Here is a 26,799-nt window from a genome sequence, read left to right on the forward strand (position 1 = left end):
ATTGTTATGACATCGCTGTTTTCCGTGCGGAACGGACAATGGTGTCATTGATGCGTTGGTTCATTCGAATGGCTTGGATGTCGGTTCATGGTTTCTTGGGATTGAACGAGTGACTCACTCAGCGCGCTGACGTGGAGGAGTGTGGGTTTGAGTCATGTTTGCTTAGCCATACGGGACATGCCGGATGAGCAGCTATCGATGCGCTCGGGCGGACTGTATTGGGTCAACGTCGACCGCGTCGGCGATACCGAGACCTTGGTGCTACAAGGGCTGAGGGCATTACCTGCACAACACCGGGCGACCCTGGTGTGGAGTGGTTATGTTCCGGAGCAATTGATCAGTGCCCTGGATGATCGATCCTCGACAGGCCCTTCGCAGCTGTTCGAAGTCGCCGAAACCGATATCCATTTGGCGCTCCAGTCGCTGCCATCCGAGTTGAGGCGCGCGGCAACGAGGTCTGGCAGCCTGCTCATGCTGATGTTGCCCGCAACCAGTTGGCAAGCCTTCGACGCGGCGAGCCTGCAGCGGTGGTGTGAGGGGATGCGGCGCTGGTTGCGCGAGCACCGGTGCACGCTTCTGGTGTTGTGCCATGGACAGGCTCCGCGGCTGCATGGCGAGCTGGTTCGTCTCGATGAGTATTTGTCCGGGTTGGCGCAGTTGTACCGGCGCGATGGCGGCATTCACTATCAATCGCACTTCTGGCACAACGACCAAGGCGTTTGCGGCGCTCGGGAGTTCGAGTTCGAGCGGAACACCACGGGCTTTGGCCTGGCCCAGGCCGAGCAGGCTAGTCCAACCCCCACACGCACAGATGACCAGCGCATCTATCTTGCCCAGCGCACCGTGCTGGAAGGTGCTGCGGCGCCATCGGAACAGTGGAGCGTGTTCGAGCGACGTATCGATCTGTTGCAACAGGCCGCTCAGGCCCGAGCCGCTAGCGTGATGGTCGCTGTCGAAAGTGATCAGCAGGTAGAAGCGCTGGCCCGTGATCTATACGCGTTGCGCCAACGTTGCGGTACGGCACTGAAAATCATCGTGCGGGAAATGGAGCCTTGCTTGCGCTATCGCGATGAGCGCCTGTTGATGACCTGTGGAGCGAACATCATCGTGCCCTTTGGCAACGCGTTGCCCCGGTTCTTTAGTCTGGTCGACAGCGTGCAGGGCCAGGTTTGGCGTCGCAGGCGAGCGAGCCGTGACCTGGAGTCATTGCTCGCACGCTTGCGTGCGCCGATGACGCGCGGTCTGCTGGCTCCCCGGGAGTTTCTCTCGGCGCTGGAGCAGATCTATGGCGGTGCTTCTGGCGAAGTCGAGCACCAATTGCTGCGGTTGCAGCCGCGACCGGCGCTGACGATCGAACAATGCCTGCACCAGATCAACCTGCGCCGCTTTGGCGATATAGCCACCGTGGTCGATGGCGTTTTCTATTTGTTTCTGTTCGCTTGCCGCAACGATGGCCTGGAATCGGCGCTGGGCAATATCTGTCGCCTGCCATGGCGCACTCTGTTCAGCGACTGCCAGCCTCTTGCCGAACTGGATGATTTGCCGCAAGCCGCCTTCCATGACGCCGCGAGTCTGCCGGACACGTTGTGCCTGGCCCGGGACCGAGCGGAGACAGCGACGCGAGCACGAGCCGAAATGGGTGCCTACCTGCCAGAGCGAGCCCGTTTGGCGATCACGGACTACTGCGAATGAGCTATTACGAATTACTCCAAATCATTGCCGCGAGCAGCTTTTTGACGTTGGCGCTGGCCCTGTTGTTGCGTGGTTTCTGGCGCCAGGGGCGAGACTGGCTCCAGAGCCTCCTGCCGCCACGTTATTTGAAGCCTTACCGGATGCCCCAACGCGCACCGACGCGTCGGCCCATGAGTACGCCGCATGAGTAAGCTCGTGTCCGCGATCCCGGCAAGCACCGTGCGGGCCTGGCCCGGCCTGGGTCATTGGAACCTGTATTTCATGGTCAAGCTAGCCTTGCAGTGGGGCGGCTACCTGAACGTTCAGATTCTGCCCAATCTGTTGTTCGCGGCGTTTTTGCTGTTGCCCCTGAACAGCCGTTTCAGTGTGAACGGGCGTCGGCTGATCGCCGTGCCGGCAGCGGTGGCGCTGTTCTATCAAGACACTTGGCTGCCACCTTTGAACAATTGGATGGAATGGCCTTCGGTGGCGGATTTTTTCTCCGGTCATCTCTTGGGATTGGCCGAGCGTCTGGTCGACTGGAACCTCGTTGGCTGGTTGCTGCTATTGGCGGTGGCGTATCTGTTTGTCCAGCCCTGGCTGCGCATGACCACGCTGAGCCTGGTTGGGCTGGCCTGGTTGGGCTGTGCCAACCTGCTGGCGTTGTACCCGAGTGACGAGCCGAGCACCACGCCGGTCAGCGTGTCGGGGGATGCGGTCGTAGGAACGAGCGCAACTGTCGACACCTATCTGCGGCAGTTCTACCGCGCCGAGGCCGAGCGACGGGTGACATTCGCGCCTTCGACCTCTGCCACGCAGCCCTTCGACCTGGTGCTGATCAATATTGACTCCATGGCCTGGGACGATCTGGATTTCAGCGGTTTGCGCGACCACCCGTTGTTGCGGCAAATGGATGTGCTGTTCGACCACTTCAACTCGGCCGCCTCCGAGCGGGTACCGGCCACGCTTCGGCTGTTGCGTGCTGGGTGCGGCCAGACGCCTCTGAGCCAGTTGTATAGCCCTGCCAACGAGCCTTGCCTGCTGTTCGACGCGTTGGGTCGGCAAGGTTTCGTCGGTGAAACCTTGCTCAATCACACCGGGCAGCTCGAGGGTTTTCTAAACGCGGTGCAAACCCTGGGCGCGTTGCCGGAACCGGAGATGAATGTCAGCCATTTGTCGCCCGTGCTGGCGGGGCCAGACGGCTCACCGGTGTTGCGCGATGGCGAGGTGTTGGACCTCTGGTGGCAGCACCGCCAAGCGCAACCCGACCAGCGAGTGGCGCTGTTCTACAACACCCTGACTTTGCATGAGGGCAACCGGCTCGTGACGGCTGATGGTGCGGGCCGTCGCGCCAGCTACAAAGCACGGGCCCAGACGCTGCTGGACGACTTGAACGGTTTTATCGAACAACTGGCGCTTAGCGGTCGTCCCGTGGTTGTGGTGATGGTGCCGGATCGCGGCGCGGCCCTGCGCGGCGACCGCATGCAGTTCCCCGGTATGCGTGAGATACCCGGCCCGTCGATCACCCGGGTGCCCGTCGGCATCAAGCTGATCGGCATGGGGCGCAATCCGCGCTCCACCCCTTTGCACATCAGCGAACCGAGCAGCTACCTGGCCTTGGCGCAAATCATCGACCGACTACATGCCTCGCCTTCTCGCTCTGATAATCAGTTGCCGGATTTGCAACCTTTGCTGAAAGGCTTGGCGCAAACCTCGTGGGTGTCCGAGAGCGAAAACAGCGTAGTGCTGGATTACGCCGCAACGCCTTATGTACGGATCAGGGAGAAAGACGCATGGCTGCCTTACCGGGCGATGTCCAAATGAGCATCAGATTACTGTCGCGCACAGAGCGGGCCGATGACATCGCTCGATTGAAGGCCGAGTTGCAATTGCCCGCCTTGACGTATGTCGACGTCTCGCTTCAGAAAGAGTTGCGCCGTGCGTTGCAGCGCTGGCCGTTGCTCGCCGAATTCGAGCAGACGCAACGTGCGCCTGGGGCGCGGGTTTCGCTGGCGCGCCAAGACGAGCCGGAGGTGGCAACGTGACGTCCTTGGGTTTGCACGGACTGCGGGGTGGCGCTGGCAGCAGTTCGTTGCTGGCGGCCCTCGGTTACGCCTTGCACACCCTGGAGCAGCGCGTGCTGCTGGTGGACATGTGTCCGGAAAATCTGCTGCGCCTGCACTTCAACCTGGCCGTCACGGAGACGGACGGATGGGCGCGGGCGCTGCTCGATGGCCAGGATTGGAAAGGCCAGTTCTGGAGCCTTGCGCCGAACTTGAGTGTGCTGCCCTATGGTCGACTCTTCAGGGCCGACCAGAGGCGTCTGGAACAGGAGTTAAGCCATCAGCCCGGACTCTGGCACAGGCGCATGAATGCCTTGGCCGAGCATTTCGATTGGGTACTGTTTGATCTGCCCCATCGCATGCCCTGGCTTGGCCGCGCCGTGTCCTGCCAATTGCATATTCAGGTGATAGAAGCCGATGCCGCCTGTCATGTCTTGCTGCAACAGCAGGAGGAAATGGCCGATTACCTGTTGCTCAATCGGTTCGACCCGGCCAGTCAGATTCAACGCGACCTGATGCTGATCTGGCGCCAACACTATGATGCGCGGCTGCTGCCGGTGACCGTGCACAGCGATGAAGCGATGCGCGAAGCATTGGCCTGCAAGCAGCCGGTGGGCCGCTATGCGCCGGGCAGCCTGGTGGCGCAGGACGTGCTCAGCCTGGCGATATGGTGCCAGACCCGACAAGGGGAGGGTGCATGATCGCCCGCTGCTTCCCTTATCAGTACTTGCGCGATAAGCACGGATGCGGGCTACTGGTTGCGCTGCTGCTGGCGTTGGCGAGCGTCCTGGCCTGGTTGGTGTTGCGCTTGGAGTCAGCCGCCTGGCGCCAGTTGTTGGACCAGCGCCAACGCTGGTATCCACAGTTGGTCGACAAGTCGCCGAGTCTCGGCGATCCGTTGCGTTACGTCCTGCAAAGCGTCTGGTTGCTGCTGATACGACCGGTCGCGCCAGAGCAGCGGTCGAACTCGTTTAGCGGGTGGACGAGGGTCGTCGCCCTGAATCGGACGGTGTGGCTGCGGCTGAGCAATGCGCTCCAACAGCAGACCCAACGTATTCGTGATCACTCGCGAGTCACCCAAGGTGTCCACTGGTGGAAAGGCCTGGAGCGGCACCGCCAATGGTTGCTCGGCGGTTTCCTGGTCGCCCAGTTGGTTCTGCTGACGGTGTTGTGCATCACTGAACCGTTCGGTTATGTGGAGCAACTGGTCTTCGGACTCTTGCTCTGGGGCCTGACCATGCTGGTACGCGGCATGCCCGGGCGTTTCGCGACCTTGTTGATGGTGGTGTTGTCCACCATTGTCTCCTGCCGTTACTTGTGGTGGCGCTACACCTCGACGCTGAATTGGGATCAGCCCCTGGATCTGGCCTGTGGCCTGGCCCTGCTGGCGGCGGAGACTTACTCCTGGATCGTGCTGATCTTTGGTTACATCCAGACCTGCTGGCCACTGAACCGTGAGCCGGCGCAGTTGCCGGAGGATACCCGGCACTGGCCGACCGTCGATTTGTTGATTCCAACCTATAACGAGGATCTTTCGGTGGTGCGCGGCACCGTGTACGCCGCCCTGGGCATCGACTGGCCGGAAGAAAAACTGCGGATCCATATCCTGGACGACGGCAAGCGCGAAGCCTTTCGCCAGTTTGCCGCCGAGGTCGGGGTCGGCTACATCATTCGTCCTGACAATCGCCATGCCAAGGCCGGTAACCTCAACCACGCGTTGGGTCGCATAGACGGCGAACTGGTCGCCCTGTTCGATTGCGACCATATGCCGGTTCGCTCGTTCCTGCAGTTGACGGTGGGCTGGTTCCTGCGCGATCCCAAATTGGCGCTGGTCCAGACGCCCCATCACTTCCTGTCCGCGGATCCTTTCGAACGTAACCTGTCGGTGTTTCGCAACAGGCCGAACGAGGGCGAACTGTTCTACGGTTTGATCCAGGACGGCAACGACATGTGGAACGCCGCTTTCTTTTGCGGCTCCTGTGCGGTGCTGCGGCGTTCGGCGCTGGATGAGATCGGTGGATTCGCGGTGCAGACCGTGACTGAGGATGCCCATACTGCCTTGCGCCTGCATCGCGCAGGGTGGAATTCGGCGTATGTACGCATTCCCCAGGCGGCCGGCCTGGCGACGGAAAGTCTGTCCGCCCACATCGGTCAGCGCATCCGTTGGGCCCGAGGCATGGCGCAGATTTTTCGTACCGACAACCCTTTGCTGGGCAAGGGCCTGACGGTGTTCCAGCGGATCTGCTACGCCAATGCGATGATGCATTTTCTCGCCGGTTTGCCGCGGTTGATATTTCTGGTCGCGCCGTTGGCTTTCCTGCTGCTGCACGCCTACATCATCTATGCCCCGGCGTTGATGATCCTGTTGTACGTGTTGCCGCCGATGATCCATGCCAGCCTGACCAACTCGCGCATGCAGGGTCGCTATCGGCAGACGTTCTGGGGCGAGGTCTATGAGACCGTCCTGGCCTGGTACATCGCCCGGCCCACCACGGTGGCGCTGTTCAGCCCGAACAAAGGCACCTTCAACGTCACCTCCAAGGGTGGTCTGATGGAGTACGACCGGTTCGACTGGAAAATCGCCCGGCCCTATCTGGTCCTGGCGGGCCTGAACATCGCGGGGCTGGGTTTCGCCTGTTGGCGGTTGGCCACGGGGCCGGCCAATGAGGTCGGCACGGTGTTGGTGAGCTCGCTGTGGGTGATCTACAACCTGTTGATCCTCGGTGCGGCGGTGGCGGTCGCGGCCGAAGTTCGCCAGGTGCGCCAGACGCATCGGGTGCAGACCCGGTTACCGGTGGCGGTGCGCCTGGACAGCGGCCATTCGTACCCAGGCACGCTACTCGACTATTCCGATGGCGGTGTCGGCGTACAGATCTACGTGCCGTTGTCGCTGCCGGTTGGCGGGCGTATTTCGTTGCTGATGCAACGTGACTCGCGGGAGTTCCTGTTTCCCGGTCTGGTCAGCCGCAGCCAAAAGCAATTCGTTGGCATCAACTTCGGCCAGCTGTCCACCCGGCAAAAAATCGATTTTGTGCAGTGCACATTTGCCCGTGCCGATGCCTGGTTGAACTGGGGTGAAAACTATGTCCCGGACAGGCCCCTGCATAGCCTGATCGATATTTTCAAACTCGGTGCCAAGGGCTACTTCCAACTCTACCAATACCTGCCTTCGTGGGTCCGCCGCGTGGCCGGACCGCCGCTGCGCCTGGTGGGCTGGCTGTTGAGTTACCTGCCGCGGATGCCGTCCTCATTTTTTTCATCTTCTTCTCGGTCAGTGAGCCCTACATGAGTCGCTATTTCAGTAAATCCCTGGTTGCCGGCCTGGCGCTCCTGACCCTTGGCGGCGCACAGGCTCAAGGCCTCGCAACGCCGCCGCTCGATTCGGTCCCGAGCTGGAGCAACACTTACAATTTCGCTCAGTTGGGGCACGCCGCCGACAACCTGCTGCTGGGCATTCATGACAGCGAGCAGATCGAGTTTTCGTTGCGTCGCGACCGCATCGCCAGCGACGCCCGCTTGCGGCTGGAGTTCACACCGTCGCCCGCGTTGCTGCCGGTGTTGTCACACCTGCGGGTTTACCTCAATGACGTGCTCGTCAGTGTGCTGCCTATCGAGAAAGAACAGCTGGGACGCAAGACTTTCCGCGACGTGGCGCTGGACCCGCTGTTGATCACCGACTTCAATCGGGTGCGCCTGGAGTTCGTCGGCCATTACACTGACGTTTGTGAGGACCCGGCCAACAACGCGCTATGGGTCAATATCGGCCGTCGCAGCGAGATCGAACTGCACGAGCAGGCGTTGTCGCTGCAGAACGACCTGGCCTATTTCCCCTTGCCGTTCTTCGATTCGCGGGGCCAGGATAAACCGAGTCTAAGCATGGTTTTTGCGGCATCGCCAACGCTGGGCGAGCAACGCGCGGCGGGTGTCCTAGCGTCTTATTTCGGCAGCAAGGCCGGTTGGCGTGGCATGCGTTTTCCGGTGTTATTCGACCGTCTGCCCGAGGCCGGGACCGGCGCCACGCCTGCGATTGTTTTCGCCACCAATGATCGTCGCCCGCCGTTCCTGGCCGACCTGGAGCAGTTTCCAAAGGTCGCGGCACCGGTGTTGCAAATGATCGACAACCCGCGTGCGCCTCACGGCAAGGTGCTGCTGGTGCTCGGTCGCGATGATGAGGATCTGCTGGTCGCTGCCCGCGCATTGGCGCTGGGCGGGGATCTGTTGCGCGGTTCGCGGGTGACGGTGGACAAAGTGCAGCAACTCCAGCCCCGGCAACCCTACGATGCACCCAATTGGATTCGCACCGACCGCGCGGTTCGCTTCGCCGAGTTGATCGCCTATCCCGGGCAGTTGCAGGCGAGCGGCTTGCGTCCGGCGCCGATTAGCGTCGATCTCAACCTGCCGCCGGATCTGTTTGTCTGGCGCAGCCAAGGGGTCCCGTTGCAAATCAACTATCGCTATACACCCAGCGTGGTCACCGATGAGTCGCGGCTGAACATCAACCTCAATGATCAATTCATCAGCAGCTTGCCATTGCCAAGCGGTGATAGCTCGAAGCTGCAAAAGCTGCGCCTGGCGGTGCTGTCTACCGACCCAGCCAATCCCGATGAGAAGGTGTGGGTGCCCGCGCTGAAAATCGGCGAGCGCAACACCCTGCGCTTCGACTTCAACTTTGCCAGCACCCTTGGCAGCGCCCAACGCGATCATTGCCAGACGACGTTGCCGGCAAGTAATCAGGCGGTAATTGACGAAGCCTCGATGATCGATTTGTCCGGCTATCACCATTTCATTGCCATGCCGGACCTGAAGGCGTTTGCCCGCAGCGGCTTCCCATTCACGCGTATGGCCGATCTGTCGCAAACGCTGGTCATGGTGCCGGCCCAAGGCAGCGCCGTGCAGATCAGTACATTGCTTGAAACCCTCGCGACGATCAGTGCCCGCTCCGGGGCGCCGGCCCTGGGCCTGCAACTGTCCGCCGACTGGAGCCTGGCGACCCGCACGGATGCCGACCTGTTGGTGTTGGGAGGGGTGGGAGCCGGTGTCGGCGAGATTGCGGACACGAACCTGATGCTCGATCAGCTCCACGACTGGTTGCTGGAACCGTCCAGCCAGGCTCTGAACGGTTCGTCGGCGCGTGCCGGTGAGCTCAACGACATCAGGCGCCAGCCGGCTCATCGGGTCGAGGTCTCCGCACAGGCGCCGATTGCCGCCTTCGTCGGGCTCAAATCACCGTTCCATGAGCAGCGCAGCATTGTTGCACTGCTGGCCAGTACCGACGCCGATTACCAACTGCTGCGCGATACGCTCGCTGACAGCGCGAAGATGGACGCCGTGGCGGGTTCCGTAGCGCTGCTGCGTAGCAGCGGCGTAGAAAGCAGCCAGGTTGGCGAGCAGTACTTCGTCGGACACCTGCCGTGGTGGTTGTTGCTCTGGTTCCAGCTCTCCGAGCATCCGGTGTTGCTGGCGATGACGGTGGTGCTGATCGTACTGCTCATTGCATTCGCGTTGTGGCGCTCGCTCGGCTGGGTGGCCCGGCGGCGGCTGATGGGGCAACAATAATGCAAGTCAGAGGTTGTCTGGCGCTGCTGTTGAGCCTGTGTGTCGTTGGCCCGGTGAGTGCGACGCAGTGTGACTGGCCGACTTGGGAAACCTACAAGCAGGCATTGGTGAGCCCTGAAGGCCGGGTCGTCGACCCCTCCACCGAGCAACGGGTCACCACGTCGGAAGGGCAAAGCTATGGTCTGTTCTTTGCGCTGGTGGCCAATGACCGGGCGAGCTTTGCCCGGTTGTTGAGCTGGACCCAGGACAACCTCGCCGGCGGCGACCTGTCTCGTCGATTACCGGCCTGGCAGTGGGGCCGCGACCCGGTAGGCCAGTGGAAGGTGCTCGATGCCAACAATGCCAGCGATTCCGATTTGTGGATTGCCTACAGCCTGTTGGAGGCGGGGCGACTCTGGCGCCAACCCGCCTATGAAAAGCTCGGGCTCAATATGCTCTGGCTGAATGCGGCGCAAAACATGCGCAATGTGCCAGGGCTGGGCCTGATGCTACTCCCGGGAGGGCAGGGTTTTGACAGCGCCGACAGTTGGCGGCTGAACCCCAGCTATCTACCCCCGCAACTGCTGGCACGCTTTGCCCAGGTTGCGCCGATCTGGCGTGAGCTCGCCGTCAACTCGCAGCGCTTGCTGGTGGAGGGCTCGCCCTTGGGGCTGGCCCCCGACTGGTTACTGTGGCGAGCCGGGCAGGGCTGGGCAGTCGATAGCGTGACGGGGGCCAAGGGCAGCTACGACGCGATCAGGGTCTATCTATGGCTCGGCATGCTGGCCGAGGATGCGTCAGAAAGGCGTGAGTTGCTTGAGCATTTCCACCCCATGCTGGCGCAGGTCACGCGTCTGGGCGCGGTGCCGGAAATGCTCGACACCCGCACCGGGGCCGACACCGGCAAGGGTCCCGTGGGCTTTTCCGCGGCGCTGCTGCCCCTGTTGGCCAGCGCGCCCGACAGCGCTGAGGCACTGAAGGAACAGCGTGAACGGCTGCGCCAGGAACCGCCCGCGCCCGATGCTTATTACAACCGCTCGCTGCTGTTATTCGGCCAAGGCTGGGACGAGCGGCGATATCGATTTGACAAGAACGGACGTCTGCTACCGAACTGGGCGGGCGCATGCAAAAAGTAACGGGATGGGCGTTGTTGGGATGTCTGTGTGGGCCGGTGCTAAGCCAGGCCGCCACGCCAATTGATCAGCAGCAGCGGTTTCTGGAGCAGATGCGTACCGGCGAAGCGCTTTATCGTGAAGACCTGGTCCGTGACGCATTGGCGCGCCTGAACCTGATTGCCCCCGAGCAGCCACGAGTGCTGGTCGCCGGGATCCGCCAGGCACTGCTGCAACAGGATCAGCCGCTGGCCGCGCGCTTGTTGGCGACCTTGCAGCGCCAGGCACCAGGCTCTCAGGAGGTGCTCCAGGCCCAAAGCCTGTTCACGTTGCAAAGCCCAATTGGGCAACAAGGCTTGCATCAGGCGCGAGAATTGGCTGCGGCGGGAAAAGCCCAAGAGGCGGTCGGAGTGTACCGGCAGCTATTTGGCGATGCCCCGCCGGATCTTGCCAGCGCCGTGGAGTATTGGCAGGCACGCAGCGGCATGCCCGGGCAGCGGGCAACGGCCATCGACCAATTGCAGGCACTGGATCGTCAGTATCCGGGCAATATCCGCCTGCGACTGGTGATGGCCAACCTGCTGTTCGCGCAGAAAAAGGACGCAGAGGGCCTGGCGATCCTGCATCGGTTGGCGACTGATCCACTGGCGAGCAAGGACGCCGCCGAGCAGGAATACAACTACCTGAGCCGTCTGCCCATCAGCCCGAACAGCGTGCGCGGCTGGCAGGATTTTGTGGCTCATTATCCCGATTCGCCTCTCAAGAGAAAAGCCTTCGAGCAGTTGCAATTTCAGCAACAGCGCTTGGCCGATCCAGCCTGGCAGGCGGCGGCCAAACGTCGGAAGCAAGGCCCGAAGACCGCCGACCATTATTCAGTATTGTTGCGCCAGGGTGACCAGGCCCTGCGGCGCAAGGAGCTGATCAAGGCCGAGAAGGCGTACCAGCAGGCCCACACAATACGGCCGGGTGATGCGAGGGCATCATGGGCACTGGTCCGTCTGTACCAGGCCCATTCACCACAGCAGCTTGAGACCTTTCTCGATGGGTTGTCGCCTGCGCAGCAGCGCGAATTCCAGGCGTTGCGCCAGAGCCTCGCGCTCGCGCGTTTGAAAGCCCAGGCCGATGCCGCCACGCAACGGGCCGATTGGGCGCAGGTCAACAGCCTGCTGCTCAAGGCCCGGACGCTCGATGGGGACGACCCCTGGCTGGCCTTTCATTTGGCCAAGGCCCAGCAGGCGCTGGGACAGAGTGGCGCGGCCGAGGACACCTTCAGCCAACTGATGCAGCGTCAATCAAACCATCCCGAGGCGCGTTACGCCCAGGCGCTGTATTTGAACGCCAACGGCCGGGACGGCGAGGCGCTGGGCGCACTGACGCGGATCCCACGATCCGCCTGGACTCAGTCAATGCAGGACTTGGCCAGTCAGTTGCAACGCCGCCTGCTGCTGGCGCGAGCCAAAGTGCTGCACGATGCCGGTCAGGAAGTCCAGGCGGTAGCCCTACTGTTGCAGCGACCGAACAGCCAGGACTTGGTGACAGTCGCCAGTTGGGCATTGCAGCGCGGTGACCGGGCCCAGGCTCAAACCTATTATCGCCAAGCATTGCAGCGCGATGCGCAGAACGCCGAGGCGCAGTTGGGCTTGATCGAAGCCCTGATCGCCGACGGTCAAATGCAGCCGGCACAGCAGCGGTTGGAGCAAACGGCTGTGGCACCGGTCGCGAGTCCTGATCACCGGCGACGCCTGGCCAATGCCTGGGCCGCCGTTGGCCATCCGGAAAAGGCCGATGCCCTGTTCGCGTCATTGCTGAACACACCGCAAAACGATCCGCTGATCTACCGCGACGGCGCCCGGTTGATGGCCAGGCAACAACCCCAAGCAGCATTGGATCAGTACGCCCGTGGCATGGCGGCTGCCGGCCTGCTGACCCCCGCCCAGGCCAGCCCACGGGACGATCACGCCCTGACCCTGGCCAGTCGCGAGAAAGACAGCGATGACTGGCTGCCGCGCAGCTTGCGCCGGGGAGTCGAGGACGTGTACCAGCGACAGAATCCGACGGTCCATCTCTACCATGACATCGCCTGGCGCTCCGACAACACCACGCCGGGTGTCTCTGACTTGCTGGCGCAGACCTCGATCCTGCGCATCGACGCACCGGTGGCCGAAGGCCGAGGCTTTGTCCAGGCCGAAAACATCGATCTGGATGCCGGGGCCTTCGACACCGATGCCGACGGCCTGCATCGCGAAAGATTCGGTACCTGTGCGCTGCGCCTGCGCAATCGTGCAACCGGTGCTCAGCTACCCGACGGCTGCCCGGGCGAGACGCAACGTGCGCGTGGCAGCACACTGGCAATCGGATGGCGGGACGAGCGTTGGGCCGTGGACATCGGCCATTCAGCCGAAGGCTTCCCCGTCGCGAACTGGTTGGGCGGGGTCAGCTTTGCCAGTGACTGGAACAGCGTGAATTGGACACTCACGGCCTCGCGCCGACCAGTGAGCGATTCGCTGTTGTCCCACGCCGGAACCGTCGATCCCGTCAGCGGCGTTCGCTGGGGCGGCGTCACCGCCAATGGCCTGCGCCTTGACCTGAGCCATGGGACCAGCGCGGTGGACGGTGTCTGGGCCAGTCTTGGCGCGCATTGGTTGCGAGGCGAGAACGTCGCCAATAACAACCGTCGTTCGGCGATGGGCGGTTACTACTACAACTTGATCCAACGGGCCGACGAGCGTCTGCAGACCGGCCTGACGCTTATGTATTGGGGTTATGACAAGGATCTGAGCGAGTTCACCCTGGGGCAGGGTGGCTACTACAGCCCGCAGCACTATTACTCGCTGGGTATTCCACTCGATTACGCCTGGCGCAACGCCGACTGGTCGGTGCGGCTGGAAGGTTCGCTTGGCTGGGCCTATGCGACCACCCAGGCCAGTGAACTCTATCCCCTGGAGGGGGCCGGGGCGAACTGGCTGAGCAGCGTGCAGCAGGCAGGTTTCAGCGCCGAGGATGTGAACCAGGTTAAAGCCGCAGGCTCCACCAGCGGCGCCAACATTCGCCTGCAAGGCCTGGTCGAGCGCCGTCTTTCGGATCACCTCGTACTGGGCGGCGGATTGGCCTGGCAGCACAGTGAAGACTACGCGCCGAGTCGCGCCTTGTTGTACCTGCGATACACCTTTGACCCTTGGCAAGGGAACCTGCCTTTGCCGCTCGAGCCGATTTTACCCTATGCGCAAATGCGCTGATCGGTCACAGACTTCATGCTGTCAACCGCCGCCGTCGGGAGAGGGTGGTAAAGGAAATCGATAGATGGTACGAGAAAACCCCAGTGGCGTATCCGCTAAGCATTCGTTGACCAGGCGTGCCCTGCGCCTTGCCATATTGCGCATCGGTCTGGTTTCGCTGAGTGCGGGGGCGATTTCGTATTATGTCAATTCCACCTCGATCGAGCGGGAAGTGACAGGGCAATTGCTGCTGTCTACTGAGCAGTCCTTGCAACGTGAGTCCTTGCCGTTTCAGGAAATCAAGGACCTGCAGCAGAACTTTCTCAACGAGTTCGCCGAAACCCTGGCCCGACCCGGCATGAAGGCCACGCTGGTTGACGATTTCCAACAGATTTTCTATCGCCACGAGGACGGTTCTTATACCCAGCGCCCGCAGCTGTTCGAAGGTCAACCGCTGGCCGACGGACGCCGGTTTGCCAGGATGTCAGCGACTTATGCCCCCGATGTCGCACCCGATGACGGCATCAAGGCACGATTTGCCCTATCGTATCTGCTGTCCCACAAGTACGGGTCCAGCACCAAGGGCCGGCTGTTCAATTTCTATGGTGTGGTGCCGGAAAAGGGCTTTCCCATCTATCAGGACGCCGATATCGCCAAGGTATTCACCTACTCGGGCCCGGAAGCCCTCAAGCTTGAAACCTATGAGTTTTATGCGCGCGGCTTTGGTACGCCCAGCAACGACACGCTGTTTACCCGCATGTATTGGGACTTTTCCAACAATGCCTGGATGACCACCATTGCCACCGCCGATGTGGCAGATTCCTCTGGAAAACACCAGATTCTGGCGTGTGTCGATGTGCTGCTCGACCAGTTGATGAACCGGATTGCCAAACCCGCCATGCAGGGGGCGTATAGCTCACTGTTCATCGCCGACGGGGAGGGCACGCTGATCTACCATCCCAGCACCATGGAGCAAGTCAAAAGCAGCGCGGGGGAGGCGTCGATCCGCTCGCTCAAGCTGACTCAAGACTACCCGCTGCTCGAAGTTGCTTCCGTTCTGCCCCCTGGTCAGGCGCAGATCGTCCAGACACAGGACAACATTGTCGCAATGGGTTTGATTCCCGGGACACCCTGGGTGCTCGCCGTGCACTACCCTCGGTCGCTGATGAGCCCGGCCATTTTCGACAACCTGGTCATCGTGGTGGTCCTGGGGTTGCTGACGCTGTTGGTGGAGGTGTTCATCCTGCGCTCGATCCTGCAAAAACAGGTCGCCATCCCGCTGTTTCGCTTGATCCAGGCGACGCGCCGGCTCGGTGTGGGCAACGAGCGTCCCTATCTTGAGCGGCTTCCCACACGGTCTCCCGACGAGATCGGTGAACTGGCCCGCGCCTTCGCCAAAATGGCCGAGCGAGTCCAGGACGCCCAGGCACATCTGGAACTCAAGGTGCAGGACCGTACCGCCGAGCTCGAAGAAGCCAATCGGCAGTTGTATGAGCTAAGCACTATCGACGGTTTGACCGGTATCGCCAATCGGCGGCGCTTCGATGAAGCACTGATCAGTGAATGGCGTCGTGGTTTGCGGGCGGACACTGTCTTGTCACTGATGCTAATCGATGTCGATCATTTCAAGCGATACAACGACCATTATGGACACCAGGCCGGTGACGATTGTTTGCGAAGCGTTGCTCGCACCCTAAAAGACCATGCCCTGCGGGCGGGTGATTTGGCGGCGCGCTACGGCGGCGAGGAATTTGTGCTTATCACTACCACCGGAGTGGGCAGGGCGCTGGACCATGCTCAGGCCGTTTGCCTGGCGATGGAAAGCCTGGCGCTGCCCCATGCAATGTCACCCTTTGGCGTGGTCACCGTGAGTATAGGTCTGGCGATCATGCCCTTTACCCAGGAAGGGGCAGTGGGCGATTTGCTCAAGCAAGCCGACGAGGCTCTTTACAGCGCCAAGGCTCGGGGGCGCAATCAGGTAGTGCTGGCAGAGACTTTGTGATGTGTTCGAAATCGAGGATGTCCGTTGCCATAAAGGATTCGTGGTGCGCGCTGAATGCATAGGCGATGGCGGGCAAGGGTGGGAGGTGCTATGAATTTAAGGTGCCATTACACCTTCGACCCTTGGCCATGCGACCTGCCTTGCCGGTCGCTCCCGTACCCTATGCGCACCTGCGCTGATCGATAACAGGTTTCACGCAGATCGGACGCCGCCGTCGGGAGATGGCGGCAGAGGAAATCGATAGATGGTGCCAGAGAACTCCGAGGGTGTTTCCCCCAAGCATTCCCTCACGACCCGTGCCTTGCGTCTTGCCATTGTGCGCATTGGTCTGGTGTCGCTGGGCGGCGGGGCGATTTCCTATTACGTCAACTCCACCACGATCGAACAGGACGTGACCTGGCAATTGCTGTTGTCCACCGAGCAATCCTTGCACCGCGAATCCTTGCCGTTTCGGGAGATCAAGGATCTGCAGCGTAACTTTCTCAAAGAGTTCAAGGAGATCCTGTCCCGTCCCGGCATGGAGGCCAGGCTGGTAGAGGATTTCCAGCAGATTTTCTACCGCCACGAGGATGGTTCCTATACCCAGCGTCCGAATCTGTTCGAAGGCCAGCCCCTGGCCGATGGACGCCAGTTCGCCCGGATGTCGGCGACCTATGCGCCCGATATCGTACCCAATGACGACATCAAGGCGCGATTTGCCCTGTCGTATCTGCTGTCCCACAAGTACGGCTCCAGCACCGAGGGCCGACTGTTCAACTTCTATGGCGTGGTGCCGGAAAAAGGCTTTCCCATTTACCAGGACGCCGACATCGCCAAGGTGTTTACCTACTCGGGACCTGAGGCTCTCAAGCTCGAAACGTACGAGTTCTATCAACGCGGTTTCGGCACTTCGGGCCATGAGACGCTGTTCACCCGGATGTACTGGGATTTTTCCAACAATGCCTGGATGACTACCATCGCCACGCCCGATGTGGCCGATGTTTCCGGTAAGCACGCTATTCTGGCCTGTGTCGATGTGCTGCTCGACGCGCTGATGGAGCGTACAGCCAAGCCCGCCATGCAGGGTGCCTATAGCACACTGTTTATCGACGACAACGAAGGTACGCTGATTTACCACCCTACCGTCATGGAACAGGTCAAAAGCAGCGCGGGCATGGCTTCTATCCAGTCGCTCCAGATGGTCCAGCACTATCCATTGCTAGAAGCCGTTCCCGACTTGGCGCCGGGCCATGCGCGGATAGTCCAGACGCCTGATGACATTGTCGCGATGGGCCGGATTCCCGATACGCCCTGGGTACTCGCGATTCATTATCCACGGACACTGATGGTACCGGCCATTCTGGATAACCTGGCTATCGTAGTGATTCTCGGGCTACTGACCTTATTGGTGGAAATCCTGATCCTGCGCTCCATCCTGCAAAAACAGGTGGCCCATCCGCTGTTCCGGTTGGTCCAGGCGACACGGCAGCTCGGCGTGGGTAAAGAGCGTCTTTGCTCTGAACAATTACCCACCCAGTCCGTCGATGAAATCGGTGAACTGGCCCGCGCCTTTGGCAAAATGGCCGAGCGGATCCAGGACGCCCATGAACGTCTCGAACTCAAAGTGCAAGAGCGTACTCGCCAAGCCAGCCGCCTGGTTGCCATTGCCAAGGAGCGGGAGCGCGCCGAGACGCTGCTGCTCGAGAGTGAACAGCGCTATCGGGACATCTTCGATAACTCCATGGATCCGCTGTTCCTCTTGGACTTGACCGACGAGGGCTTGCGCTACATTGAACTCAATCCAGCCTTTGAGCGAGCGATAGGCCAGGGACGCACAGAACTGATCGGCCGAACCGTGGAGCAGACATTGCCGGCACACGCTGCGGCGGCGGTCATCGCCGAGTACCGGCGCTGCGTGGAAGGCCGTGTCCCACTCGACGAGGAACATGAGCTGGATTTGCCGGCCGGGCGCCTCACGTTCCACACCACGTTGATTCCTGTGATTGGTGCCGATGGGCATGTGCAGAGGATTGTCGGTATCGCTCGCGACATCACCGAGCGTAAACACGCCGAACGACTTCTGCATACCCGTGAGCAAGAGTTCCGCGCCTTGGTGGAAAACACGCCCGATATCATCGCTCGTTTCGATCTGCGGTGCCGCTTCTTGTATGCCAATCCCGCGGCGAGAGATTTACTTGGCCATCCGTTGGATTTTCTACTTGGCAAAAATGCCTGTGAGGTATCGCCGGATTCGGATGTCGCACGCTTCTTCCACCATGCGGTTGGACAACTCGTTGATACGCGTGATGTGACCGAGGAGGAATTATCGATCAGTGTCCCGATCAGGCGGGGCCAAGAAGTCTCCAGCTATCAGGTCCGCCTGGTGCCTGAACGGGATCGATATGGGGCGCTGGTGAGTATTCTGAGCGTTGGACGCAACGTCAGCGCCATGCGTGCAGCCGAGCAGCGCCTCAAGGAATCCCACGCGCAGTTGCGCCAGCTGTCCAGTCACCGGGAGTCCACGCGCGAAGAAGAGCGCAAGCGCATTGCCCGGGAAATTCACGACGAACTGGGTCAGCAGCTCAGCGCGCTACGCATTGGCATTTCGCTGTTGCGTCTGCAGTTCGGCAATGATCAACCGTTGTTGGTGGAACGGGTCCAGATATTGATGGGGCGCGTCGATGAAACCATTCAGGTGGTTCGCAACGTGGCCACCGCCTTGCGTCCCTCGGCTCTCGACATGGGCCTGACCTCGGCACTCGAATGGCTGGTTTCCGAGTTCTCGAGCAATACAGGCATCGCCTGTCGGCTCAAGGCGCCAACGGCTAGATTGGAGCTTGATGACGAGCGTGCCACCGCCATCTTTCGCCTCATACAGGAATCGTTGACCAACGTTTCCCGCCACGCCCAGGCGAGTCAAGTGAACATTCGCTTGGAGTGCCTCGCCGAACACGTCGTGATCGAAGTCTCCGACAATGGCAAGGGCTTCGATCCAGCGCAATTGCGCAAGGGCACACTTGGGATGCTCGGCATGCATGAGCGCGGACACATGCTGGGCGGAACGGTTACCATAAGCAGCGCCCCGGGGCAGGGAGCCTGTGTGCAGGTCAATATTCCCTTACAGATAGACCCGGAGGACATATGATCAAATTAATGATCGCCGACGATCACGCCATCATGCGCGAAGGCTTGAAACAGCTCTTCGCGTTGGCCGCGGACCTGCGCGTGGTGGCTGAGGCGGAAAATGGCGTCTTGCTGCTCGAGCGGCTGCGCCAAGGCGGTATCGACCTGTTGCTACTGGACATGAGCATGCCGGGCATCTGTGGCGATGATTTGGTCGCCCGAATACGTGCCCATTATCCGCAACTGCCGATCCTGGTGTTGAGCATGCACAATGAAGTGCAGATCGCCCAGCGTGCGCTCCGCTCGGGAGCCTCAGGTTATCTGACCAAGGACCGCGACCCCGAGACCCTTCTCGCGGCCATACGTCGCGTCGCGGCCGGAGGGCGCTACATCGATGCCGGACTGGCCGAGCAAATGGCCTTTGCCGCCTCAGGCCTGGGCCCCAGCAATGAACATGACGCGCTGACCGACCGGGAACTCCAAGTGTTGCGATTGCTCGCCCGAGGCCTGAGTGTCTCAAGCATTGCGGCGGAGCTGATCATTAGCCACAAGACTGTCAGCACGCATAAGGCGCGCTTGATGGAAAAGATGGGGTTTCTCAGTACGGCCGATATTGTGCGTTATGCGATGAGCAAGCAATTGCTCTGACCGGCCCATGTCCACGCCAGCAGGACATGAGCAAGCGTCGGGCACGCTTTGGCGCGTGCAATACGACCTAAGGCGTGTAGGCGATCCGATCACGGCATGCCACGCTCGCTACCGATCAGGCCATACGTCTGTCCTTTCCGGTAGCCCAGCCAATGCACTCACAACCATGTCCAAATCCATCCGCCTGTTGATTGCTGATGACCACGCCATCATGCGCGAAGGGCTGAAGCAGATGTTCGTTTTCGCCCACGATGTGCAAGTGATGGCTGAAGCCGACAGCGGTGCCACGGCGTTGGACAGGCTACAACAGGGCGATATTGATCTGCTGTTGCTTGATATGAATATGCCGGGACTCAGCGGCATAGAGATGATTTCGCACATTCGCGCCCAGTACCCGGACCAGAAAATACTGGTGTTGAGCCTGCACGACGAACCTGAGGTCGCCTTGCAGACTATCAGGGCCGGTGCTAACGGGTACCTCTGCAAGGTGTGTTCCCTCGAGACGCTATTGGGTGCTATTCGTCGCGTGGCATCCGGCGCACGTTTTCTCGACCCTCACATCGCCGAGCGCATAGCGCTTGGTAACCCGGGGCCGGGACAACATCCCTATCATGGCGTGCTCACCGAGCGTGAGCTTGAGGTGCTGCGCCTGTTTGCCGGCGGCAGCAGCGTGACCCAAATCGCCGAGATGTTGACCATCAGCAGTAAAACCGTGAGCACTCACAAGGCTCGGCTGATGGACAAGATGGGGTTTTCCAGTAGCGTGGAAATCATCCGCTACGCCGTGATGCAGCAGCTCATCGAATGACGGCAGCGCTCTTTGAGCACCGTACCTGATTATCGGACGCAATCCGGGCTCGCGGCAGCCCATCCCGCCCTTCAGCCAAACCCACCCAGCCAATGGTCGACCGATCATGACGCTCGTCGCTGCACGATCACGTGTTGTAGGCGACATTTTCCGTGGGTAAGGCAGCGCCTACCCCATCCGCCCGAACGCCTACCTGAAAACCAGCACAACCCGATGTCGGCCATTGGCTACGACCCGCATCATTAGGTGATGTCATTTTGCTTCTAGTTTTTCGGCACTGGGTTTGCCCGTACAGAGCTCTACCTGACGGGGCCGGTGGCCGGATGGAGAATTCACCTTGAGCGTAACGATTACCCACCCACGCCCGACTTCGGCAGGGGCGCCCGTGGCGTTGCTAGCCCTGGCCCTGCTGGGGACTGCCTGTGTCCTGGGCGCTGGAGGGTTGGACCTTCAATCGGCGGGGCTTGCGGCGTTGCTCCTGATACCCGGCGCAGCGGCTGCGTTGCATTACCACGCTCGCGACCGTGCCCAGCGCCAGACTCAACAAACGGCCGACGCCAACCTGCAAGCGAGCGGGGGCGGTAATAACCCGTCCACCTGCCGCTGCGGCCTGGAACCGGTATGCCGCGGGGTGCTGCCGGTATGGGTAGGCCAGATCGAAGTCGCCCGCAGCCACACCGAAGAGGCCATCACCGCGCTGGCGGTGCGTTTCGCCGATATCTCCCAGTGTGTGGAGCGTGCCGTTTCGACCACGCAGGACGGACGCTCGGCGGACGGCGGATTGGTGGCGTTGCTGGGCACCAGCCAGCACGAACTGGACGCTATCGTCGCCTCGCTGCGGGCCGCCCTGGCGACCAAGGCGTTGCTGCTCGATGAAGTGATGGTGCTTTCCAACCTCACCGAGCAATTGCAGACGATGGCCCAGGACGTCGGCAATATCGCCAAGCAGACCAACCTGGTTGCCCTGAACGCGGCCATCGAGGCCGCCCGTGCCGGTGAGGTGGGGCGTGGCTTTGCCGTGGTGGCGGATGAAATCCGCAAGCTCTCCAGTCTTTCCGGCGAAACCGGCAGGCGCATCGGCGAGACCGTGAACACCGTGAATGCGGCCATTGCCAAGACCCTGGCGATCTCTCGCGAGTATGCCGAACAGGACGAAGCCACGGTGACCCATTCCGGTCAGGTGATCGAGCAGGTCATCCGGCGTTTCCGCGGCGCCACCACCACGCTCCTGGACTCCTCCCACACGTTGCGCGAGCAAAGCCAGTCTGTCGGCCAGGAAATTTCTCAAGTACTGGTGGGCTTGCAGTTCCAGGACCGGGTCAGCCAAGTGCTGGGCCTGGTTCGCGATGACCTGGAAAAACTGCACCACAGCCTTGCCGAGGGCGAGCGGGGCAACGTCGCCACGCTCGATGCCGATGCCTGGCTCCAGCAACTGGCGAGTACCTACACCATGCCCGAGCTGCATGACGTCCATCAAGGCGGCGCCCGAGGCGCCTCCTCCAGCGAATCCGAAATCACCTTCTTCTAGGAGCCTTCCCCATGGCCAAAACCATCATGATCGTCGATGACTCCGCGTCCCTGCGCCAGGTCGTCAGCATCGCCCTGAAAAGCGCCGGCTACGAGACTGTCGAGGCCTGTGACGGCAAGGACGCCTTGAGCAAGCTCGACGGTCGCAAGCTGCACCTGATCATCAGCGACGTCAACATGCCGAACATGGACGGCCTCTCTTTCGTCCGTGCGGCCAAGCAGCTGCCGGCCTACAAGTTCACGCCGGTGATCATGCTCACCACCGAAGTCAGCGACGCCAAGAAGCAGGAAGGCCAGGCGGCCGGGGCAAAGGCTTGGGTGGTCAAGCCCTTCCAGCCGGCACAGATGCTCACGGCCGTCTCCAAGCTTGTCCTGCCGTAGACACCGGCCTTTTTATTTCAATCGGATAGACGCTTATGAACACCCACGCCCCTCAACGCATCGCCATCGACGGCGAGCTGAGCATCTACACCGCCGCCGAATGGAAAAGGCGCCTCGATGAGGTGATCGGCCAGGGAGGCAACGTGGAGCTGGATCTGGAAGCGGTGCAGGAACTCGATACCGCCGGGCTGCAACTGCTGATCATGGCCAAGAAAGCCTTGATCGCTCGCGGCCGGCAGTTGCAGTTGAGCCACCACAGTTCAGCGGTAGTGGAGGTGTTCCGATTGTGCGACATGGCCGATTTCTTCGCCGACCCGATCCTGCCGCAACTGAACCATTCATGAAAAGGCCACGACCATGAACCTGGATGACGCACAACAGACCTTCATCGTCGAGAGCCTCGAGTTGCTGCAGCAAATGGAAGATGCCCTGCTGCATATCGAACTGGCCCCGGACGACGATGACACCATCAATGCCATTTTTCGTGCCGCCCATACGATCAAGGGGTCGGCCGGCCTGTTCGGTCTGGACGACATCGTGGCCTTCACTCATGTGGCCGAAAGCGTCCTGGATCGGGTTCGCGAGAAGCAGTTGCACTTCGATGAGGCGTTGACGGCGTTGTTCCTGCGGGTCTGCGATCACATCGGCGTGCTGGTGAAACTGGTCGCCGACCACAAGCTGCCGGAGCCGTCCGTGCAGCAAAACGGTGCCCACCTGCTCAACTTGTTGCGCGGGCTGTTGGGCGAAACCCCCGAGCCGGTGGCACACACCACGCAGCCCGTCGAAGCCGAGCCAGACGCCGAATACAGCGGCGATTCATCGCAGATTCACCACTGGCATATTTCCTTGCGCCTGGGCCGCGACCTGCTGCGCAACGGTATGGACCCGTTGGCGTTCATTCGCTATCTGTCCACCCTGGGGCATATCTGCAACATCGTGACCCTCAGCGACAGCCTGCCGGCGGGGGCAGAGATGGACCCGGAAAGCTGCTACCTGGGCTTCGAGATCGGTTTTCACAGCAGTGCCGACCAGGCCACCATTGAAGGCGTGTTCGAGTTCATCCGTGAAGACAGCCAGATACACATCCTGGCACCCCACAGCAATACCGATGAATACCGGCAGATGATCCAGGCGCTGCCCCCGGAGAGCCTGCGTATGGGGGAGATTTTCCTTATACGCTGCGGTACTCAGACGTCCTTGGCGCCGGACGCTGCGTCGAGCGGTTCGTCCATCGATCCGTCAGCCATTGACCCGCCGATCATTCCCGCGCAGGAACCCGAGGCAGCACTGAAAAAGTCGCCCGTCAAAGACGTTCGCCAAGCAGAAAACAGCCTGATTCGTGTCGATGCGGGCAAGCTCGATCAATTGATCAATCTGGTCGGTGAACTGATCATCGCCGGCGCCGGTGCCAATCTCGCCGCTCGCAACGCCGGCGCCAGTGAACTGGTGGAGGCCACGGCGGTCCTCGCACGCCTGGTGGAAGAAGTCCGCGACTCGGCATTGACCCTGCGCATGGTGCAGATCGGCTCCACCTTCAACCGTTTCCAGCGTGTGGTGCGCGACGTTGCCAAGGAACTGGGCAAAGACATCCTGCTGGACATCAGTGGCGGTGAGACCGAACTGGACAAAACCGTGGTGGAGCGCATCGGCGACCCGCTCACTCACCTGGTGCGCAACGCCATGGACCATGGCATCGAATCCGCCGAAGGACGCCGGGCCCAGGGCAAGCCGGCCCAGGGACGGCTGCGCCTGAATGCCTTTCATGACGCTGGCAGCATCGTCATCGAGGTCGCCGATGACGGCGGTGGCTTGAACAAGGCAAGGATCCTGGGCAAGGCCATCGAGCGAGGTCTGGTCAGCGAGGGGCAGAACCTCAGCGACCAGGATATTTTCAACTTGATCTTCGAGCCGGGGTTTTCGACTGCCGAGCAGGTCAGCAACCTCTCCGGTCGCGGCGTCGGCATGGATGTGGTCAAGCGCAACATCACCGCCCTGCGCGGCAGCGTCGAGTTGAACAGCGTCGAGGGCCAAGGTACGACCTTGCGCATCCGCCTGCCACTGACCCTGGCTATCATCGACGGCTTCATGGTGGGCATCGGCAGTGCCAGCTACGTGATTCCCCAGGACATGGTGGTGGAATGCATCGAGCTGCCCGCCAACGAGGGCCGTGACTATCTCAACCTGCGTGGCGAGGTACTGCCGTTCATTCGTCTGCGCGAGCTGTTCGACATCGAAGGCACTGCATCGCGCCGGGAAAACGTGGTGGTGGTGCAGTTCGCCGGGCAACGGGCCGGCCTGGTGGTGGATCGCCTGCTGGGTGAATTCCAGACCGTGATCAAACCGCTGGGCAAGGTCTTCGGTCGGGTCGGCGGGGTCGGTGGTTTCACCATCCTGGGCAGCGGGGAGGTCGCCTTGATCCTGGATGTCAGCGGCCTGATCAAGCAGATCGTCGGCACCCGGCAGCCCGCGAATGTCGACAACTGACAGCCATTTTCCTATGCCTGCATCCTTAACTTTTCGACAGATAAAGAAGATTCGAACATGAATACGTTTTCCAACATGAAGGTCGGCACGAAGATCGGCTCAGGGTATGCGCTCGTGCTGTTGTTGATGCTTGCACTGGTCATCATGAGCATCGGCGGTCTTTCAAATGTGCACCTGATCGTTAGCGACATCACCGATAACGCCTATCCGAAAGTGCAGATCAGTAACGATATCGACAGCGGGCTGGGCGACACCAACATTGTGATTCGGGACCTGATTCTCAAAAGCGACGAACAAGAAATGAAACGGTTGCAAAAAAAAATGCAGGTCATCCGCCAGGAGCAGGATGCACGGATGGAAGCCCTGGAGAAGCTGCTCAATGAGCCCGACGAGATAAGCCTGTTCAAGAGCCTGAAGACCGTTCGAGACAATTACGGTCAGGCGCTTAATCGCGCGGTCGAGCTGGGGGCAACCAACCAGGCCGATCAGGCCATGGCGCTGCTCTATGGCGATCTGGAGCAATTTCAGGGGCAATACGCCAAGCAGCTCAACGACATGATTGAGTTGCAGGAAGCCTCCTTCGCGGATAACGACAAACAAGAGCAGGCCGAGTATGACCGGATTCGCTTGCTGTCCTTCATCCTGCTGGGTGTTGCCACTCTGTTGGGTGGGCTGAGCGCGGTCCTGATTACCCGGGCGATTACCCGCCCACTCAACGATTCGGTGCAGGTTGCCAATCGCCTGGCCCAAGGTGACCTGAGCGTCAGCATCGAAGTCGAAAGCCGCGATGAGATAGGCCAGCTCAAAGGTGCCCTGCAGGGCATGGTGGCGAAGCTTTCGCAGATCATTGGCGAGGTGCGCAGTTCGGCCAATGCCTTGAGCAGCGCTTCGGAAGAAGTGTCTAGCACCGCGCAATCGATGAGCCAGGCCACAGGCGAGCAGGCCGCCAGCGTCGAGCAGACCTCGGCCTCGATCGAGCAGATGTCGGCGTCCATCGAGCAGAACACCGAAAACGCCCGGGTCACCGAGGGCATGGCCGGCAGTGCCGCCAAGCAGGCCGTCGAAGGTGGCGGGGCAGTGAAGGACACCGTCGCCGCGATGAAGAGCATCGCCGACAAGATCGGCATCATCGACGACATCGCCTACCAGACCAATTTGCTGGCCCTCAACGCCGCCATCGAGGCCGCCCGCGCCGGCGAACACGGCAAGGGGTTTGCCGTGGTGGCGGCCGAGGTGCGCAAGCTGGCCGAGCGCAGCCAGGTCGCGGCCCAGGAAATTGGCGAAGTGGCCAAGGGCAGCGTGGCCCTGGCCGAACGCGCCGGCAGCTTGTTGGACGAGATCGTCCCTGGCATCAGCAAGACCAGCGACCTGATCCAGGAGATTTCGGCGGCGTCCGAGGAGCAGTCCTCCGGCGTTGGCCAGATCAACACCGCGATGAACCAGCTTAACCAGATCACCCAGCAGAACGCGTCGGCGTCCGAAGAACTGGCCGCCACTGCCGAAGAAATGAGTGGCCAGGCTGAGCAGCTGCAACAACTGATGGGCTTCTTCACCCTGACCGGCCCTGGTGAGACGGATCGAGGCGTGCCATCCGCTGGCCCGTCGAGCCGATCCAGGGCTGTCGCGACGCTGCCGGTCCCTGCTCGGGTGGCGGGGACTCGCGGCGCGGTGCCGGCCGGCTTCGTGCGTTTCCAGGAGTAATCCCATGAGCCAATCGATCAACGTGCAGAGCCCCGACAGTGCGCCGCAAGTGAGGCAATACCTGACGTTTACCCTCGGCGGCGAACCGTTCGCCGTGGGTACGCTCAGCGTCAAGGAAATCATCGAATACGGCCAGCTTACCGCCGTGCCGATGATGCCCCCCAGCATCCGTGGCGTGATCAACCTGCGCGGCGCGGTGGTGCCGGTCATCGACCTTGGCGCGCGCTTCGGCGGCCGCCTGACGCAAGTCGGTCGGCGCACCTGCATTGTCATCCTGGAGGTGGATCACACCGAGGGCCAACAAGTGATCGGCGTGCTGGTGGATGCGGTGAACGAAGTACTGGAGATTGCCCCGGCGGACATTGAGCCGCCGCCGGCCTTCGGCGCGCATATCCGCACCGATTTCATCCTGGGCATGGGCAAGGTCGGTGGCCGTTTCGTCATCCTCCTGGACATCGGCCGAGTGCTTTCGGTGGACGAACTCGCCGCGCTGACCGAGGTCGCGCAGACGGCAGCCGGCGAGTAAGACGAAGCAAAAAGAAGCCATGGC

General features: G+C 61.2%; 19 protein-coding genes. All 19 read left to right on the plus strand.

Annotated elements, in window-relative coordinates:
* Positions 1-141: 141 nt before the first annotated feature.
* The gene (gene bcsE / locus PCOSP_RS12015) at positions 142-1,692 is read left to right on the plus strand and encodes a cellulose biosynthesis protein BcsE (RefSeq protein ID WP_464711401.1); all 1,551 of its coding nucleotides are present in this window, start codon (positions 142-144) and stop codon (positions 1,690-1,692) included.
* On the plus strand, positions 1,689-1,883 hold the full coding sequence (gene bcsF, locus PCOSP_RS12020) for a cellulose biosynthesis protein BcsF (protein WP_208666893.1): 195 nt from the start codon (positions 1,689-1,691) through the stop codon (positions 1,881-1,883). Before bcsE ends, bcsF begins: the two co-directional genes overlap by 4 nt.
* Entirely contained in the window at positions 1,876-3,495 is a 1,620-nt protein-coding gene (bcsG, locus tag PCOSP_RS12025; protein WP_464711402.1) for a cellulose biosynthesis protein BcsG, read from the plus strand. The genes bcsF and bcsG overlap by 8 nt, the downstream gene beginning before the upstream one ends.
* Entirely contained in the window at positions 3,492-3,716 is a 225-nt protein-coding gene (gene bcsR / locus PCOSP_RS12030) for a cellulose biosynthesis protein BcsR (RefSeq protein WP_434702700.1), read from the plus strand. The genes bcsG and bcsR overlap by 4 nt, the downstream gene beginning before the upstream one ends.
* A complete protein-coding gene (gene bcsQ / locus PCOSP_RS12035; protein WP_464711404.1) occupies positions 3,713-4,435 on the plus strand; it encodes a cellulose biosynthesis protein BcsQ in 723 nt (240 codons plus the stop codon). Before bcsR ends, bcsQ begins: the two co-directional genes overlap by 4 nt.
* Positions 4,432-7,023 carry a UDP-forming cellulose synthase catalytic subunit gene (bcsA, locus tag PCOSP_RS12040; protein WP_464711405.1) on the plus strand — a complete coding sequence of 864 codons (2,592 nt, stop codon included), beginning with the start codon at positions 4,432-4,434 and terminating at the stop codon, positions 7,021-7,023. Before bcsQ ends, bcsA begins: the two co-directional genes overlap by 4 nt.
* Positions 7,020-9,290 (plus strand): cellulose biosynthesis cyclic di-GMP-binding regulatory protein BcsB, encoded by a 2,271-nt coding sequence (bcsB, locus tag PCOSP_RS12045; RefSeq protein WP_464711407.1) that lies wholly within the window; start codon positions 7,020-7,022, stop codon positions 9,288-9,290. Before bcsA ends, bcsB begins: the two co-directional genes overlap by 4 nt.
* Positions 9,290-10,405: a cellulose synthase complex periplasmic endoglucanase BcsZ gene (bcsZ, locus tag PCOSP_RS12050; RefSeq protein ID WP_464711409.1), complete on the plus strand. Its 1,116-nt coding sequence runs from the start codon at positions 9,290-9,292 to the stop codon at positions 10,403-10,405. Before bcsB ends, bcsZ begins: the two co-directional genes overlap by 1 nt.
* A complete protein-coding gene (locus tag PCOSP_RS12055; protein WP_464711410.1) occupies positions 10,393-13,617 on the plus strand; it encodes a cellulose synthase subunit BcsC-related outer membrane protein in 3,225 nt (1,074 codons plus the stop codon). The genes bcsZ and PCOSP_RS12055 overlap by 13 nt, the downstream gene beginning before the upstream one ends.
* A gap of 64 nt (positions 13,618-13,681) precedes the next feature.
* Complete coding sequence (locus tag PCOSP_RS12060) at positions 13,682-15,598, plus strand: sensor domain-containing diguanylate cyclase (RefSeq protein WP_464711412.1); 1,917 nt, start codon at positions 13,682-13,684, stop codon at positions 15,596-15,598.
* Positions 15,599-15,842: 244 nt separating this feature from the next.
* Positions 15,843-18,722: a PAS domain-containing sensor histidine kinase gene (locus PCOSP_RS12065; RefSeq protein WP_464711413.1), complete on the plus strand. Its 2,880-nt coding sequence runs from the start codon at positions 15,843-15,845 to the stop codon at positions 18,720-18,722.
* Positions 18,719-19,348, plus strand: a complete 630-nt coding sequence (locus tag PCOSP_RS12070) for a response regulator (protein ID WP_434702687.1) — start codon at positions 18,719-18,721, stop codon at positions 19,346-19,348. The genes PCOSP_RS12065 and PCOSP_RS12070 overlap by 4 nt, the downstream gene beginning before the upstream one ends.
* A 166-nt stretch (positions 19,349-19,514) precedes the next feature.
* A complete protein-coding gene (locus PCOSP_RS12075; RefSeq protein ID WP_434702685.1) occupies positions 19,515-20,156 on the plus strand; it encodes a response regulator transcription factor in 642 nt (213 codons plus the stop codon).
* Between the two features lie 883 nt (positions 20,157-21,039).
* Positions 21,040-21,684: a methyl-accepting chemotaxis protein gene (locus tag PCOSP_RS12080; RefSeq protein WP_464711922.1), complete on the plus strand. Its 645-nt coding sequence runs from the start codon at positions 21,040-21,042 to the stop codon at positions 21,682-21,684.
* A gap of 11 nt (positions 21,685-21,695) precedes the next feature.
* A complete protein-coding gene (locus PCOSP_RS12085; protein ID WP_433861544.1) occupies positions 21,696-22,064 on the plus strand; it encodes a response regulator in 369 nt (122 codons plus the stop codon).
* Positions 22,065-22,099: 35 nt separating this feature from the next.
* A complete protein-coding gene (locus PCOSP_RS12090) occupies positions 22,100-22,408 on the plus strand; it encodes an STAS domain-containing protein (protein WP_434702683.1) in 309 nt (102 codons plus the stop codon).
* A 13-nt stretch (positions 22,409-22,421) separates the two neighbouring features.
* Positions 22,422-24,548 carry a chemotaxis protein CheA gene (locus PCOSP_RS12095; RefSeq protein ID WP_464711415.1) on the plus strand — a complete coding sequence of 709 codons (2,127 nt, stop codon included), beginning with the start codon at positions 22,422-22,424 and terminating at the stop codon, positions 24,546-24,548.
* Between the two features lie 57 nt (positions 24,549-24,605).
* Positions 24,606-26,249 carry a methyl-accepting chemotaxis protein gene (locus PCOSP_RS12100; protein ID WP_464711416.1) on the plus strand — a complete coding sequence of 548 codons (1,644 nt, stop codon included), beginning with the start codon at positions 24,606-24,608 and terminating at the stop codon, positions 26,247-26,249.
* A gap of 4 nt (positions 26,250-26,253) precedes the next feature.
* Entirely contained in the window at positions 26,254-26,775 is a 522-nt protein-coding gene (locus tag PCOSP_RS12105) for a chemotaxis protein CheW (protein ID WP_434702678.1), read from the plus strand.
* The last annotated feature ends 24 nt before the right edge of the window (positions 26,776-26,799 follow it).

The sequence above is a fragment of the Pseudomonas sp. MAFF 730105 genome, assembly GCF_055380705.1.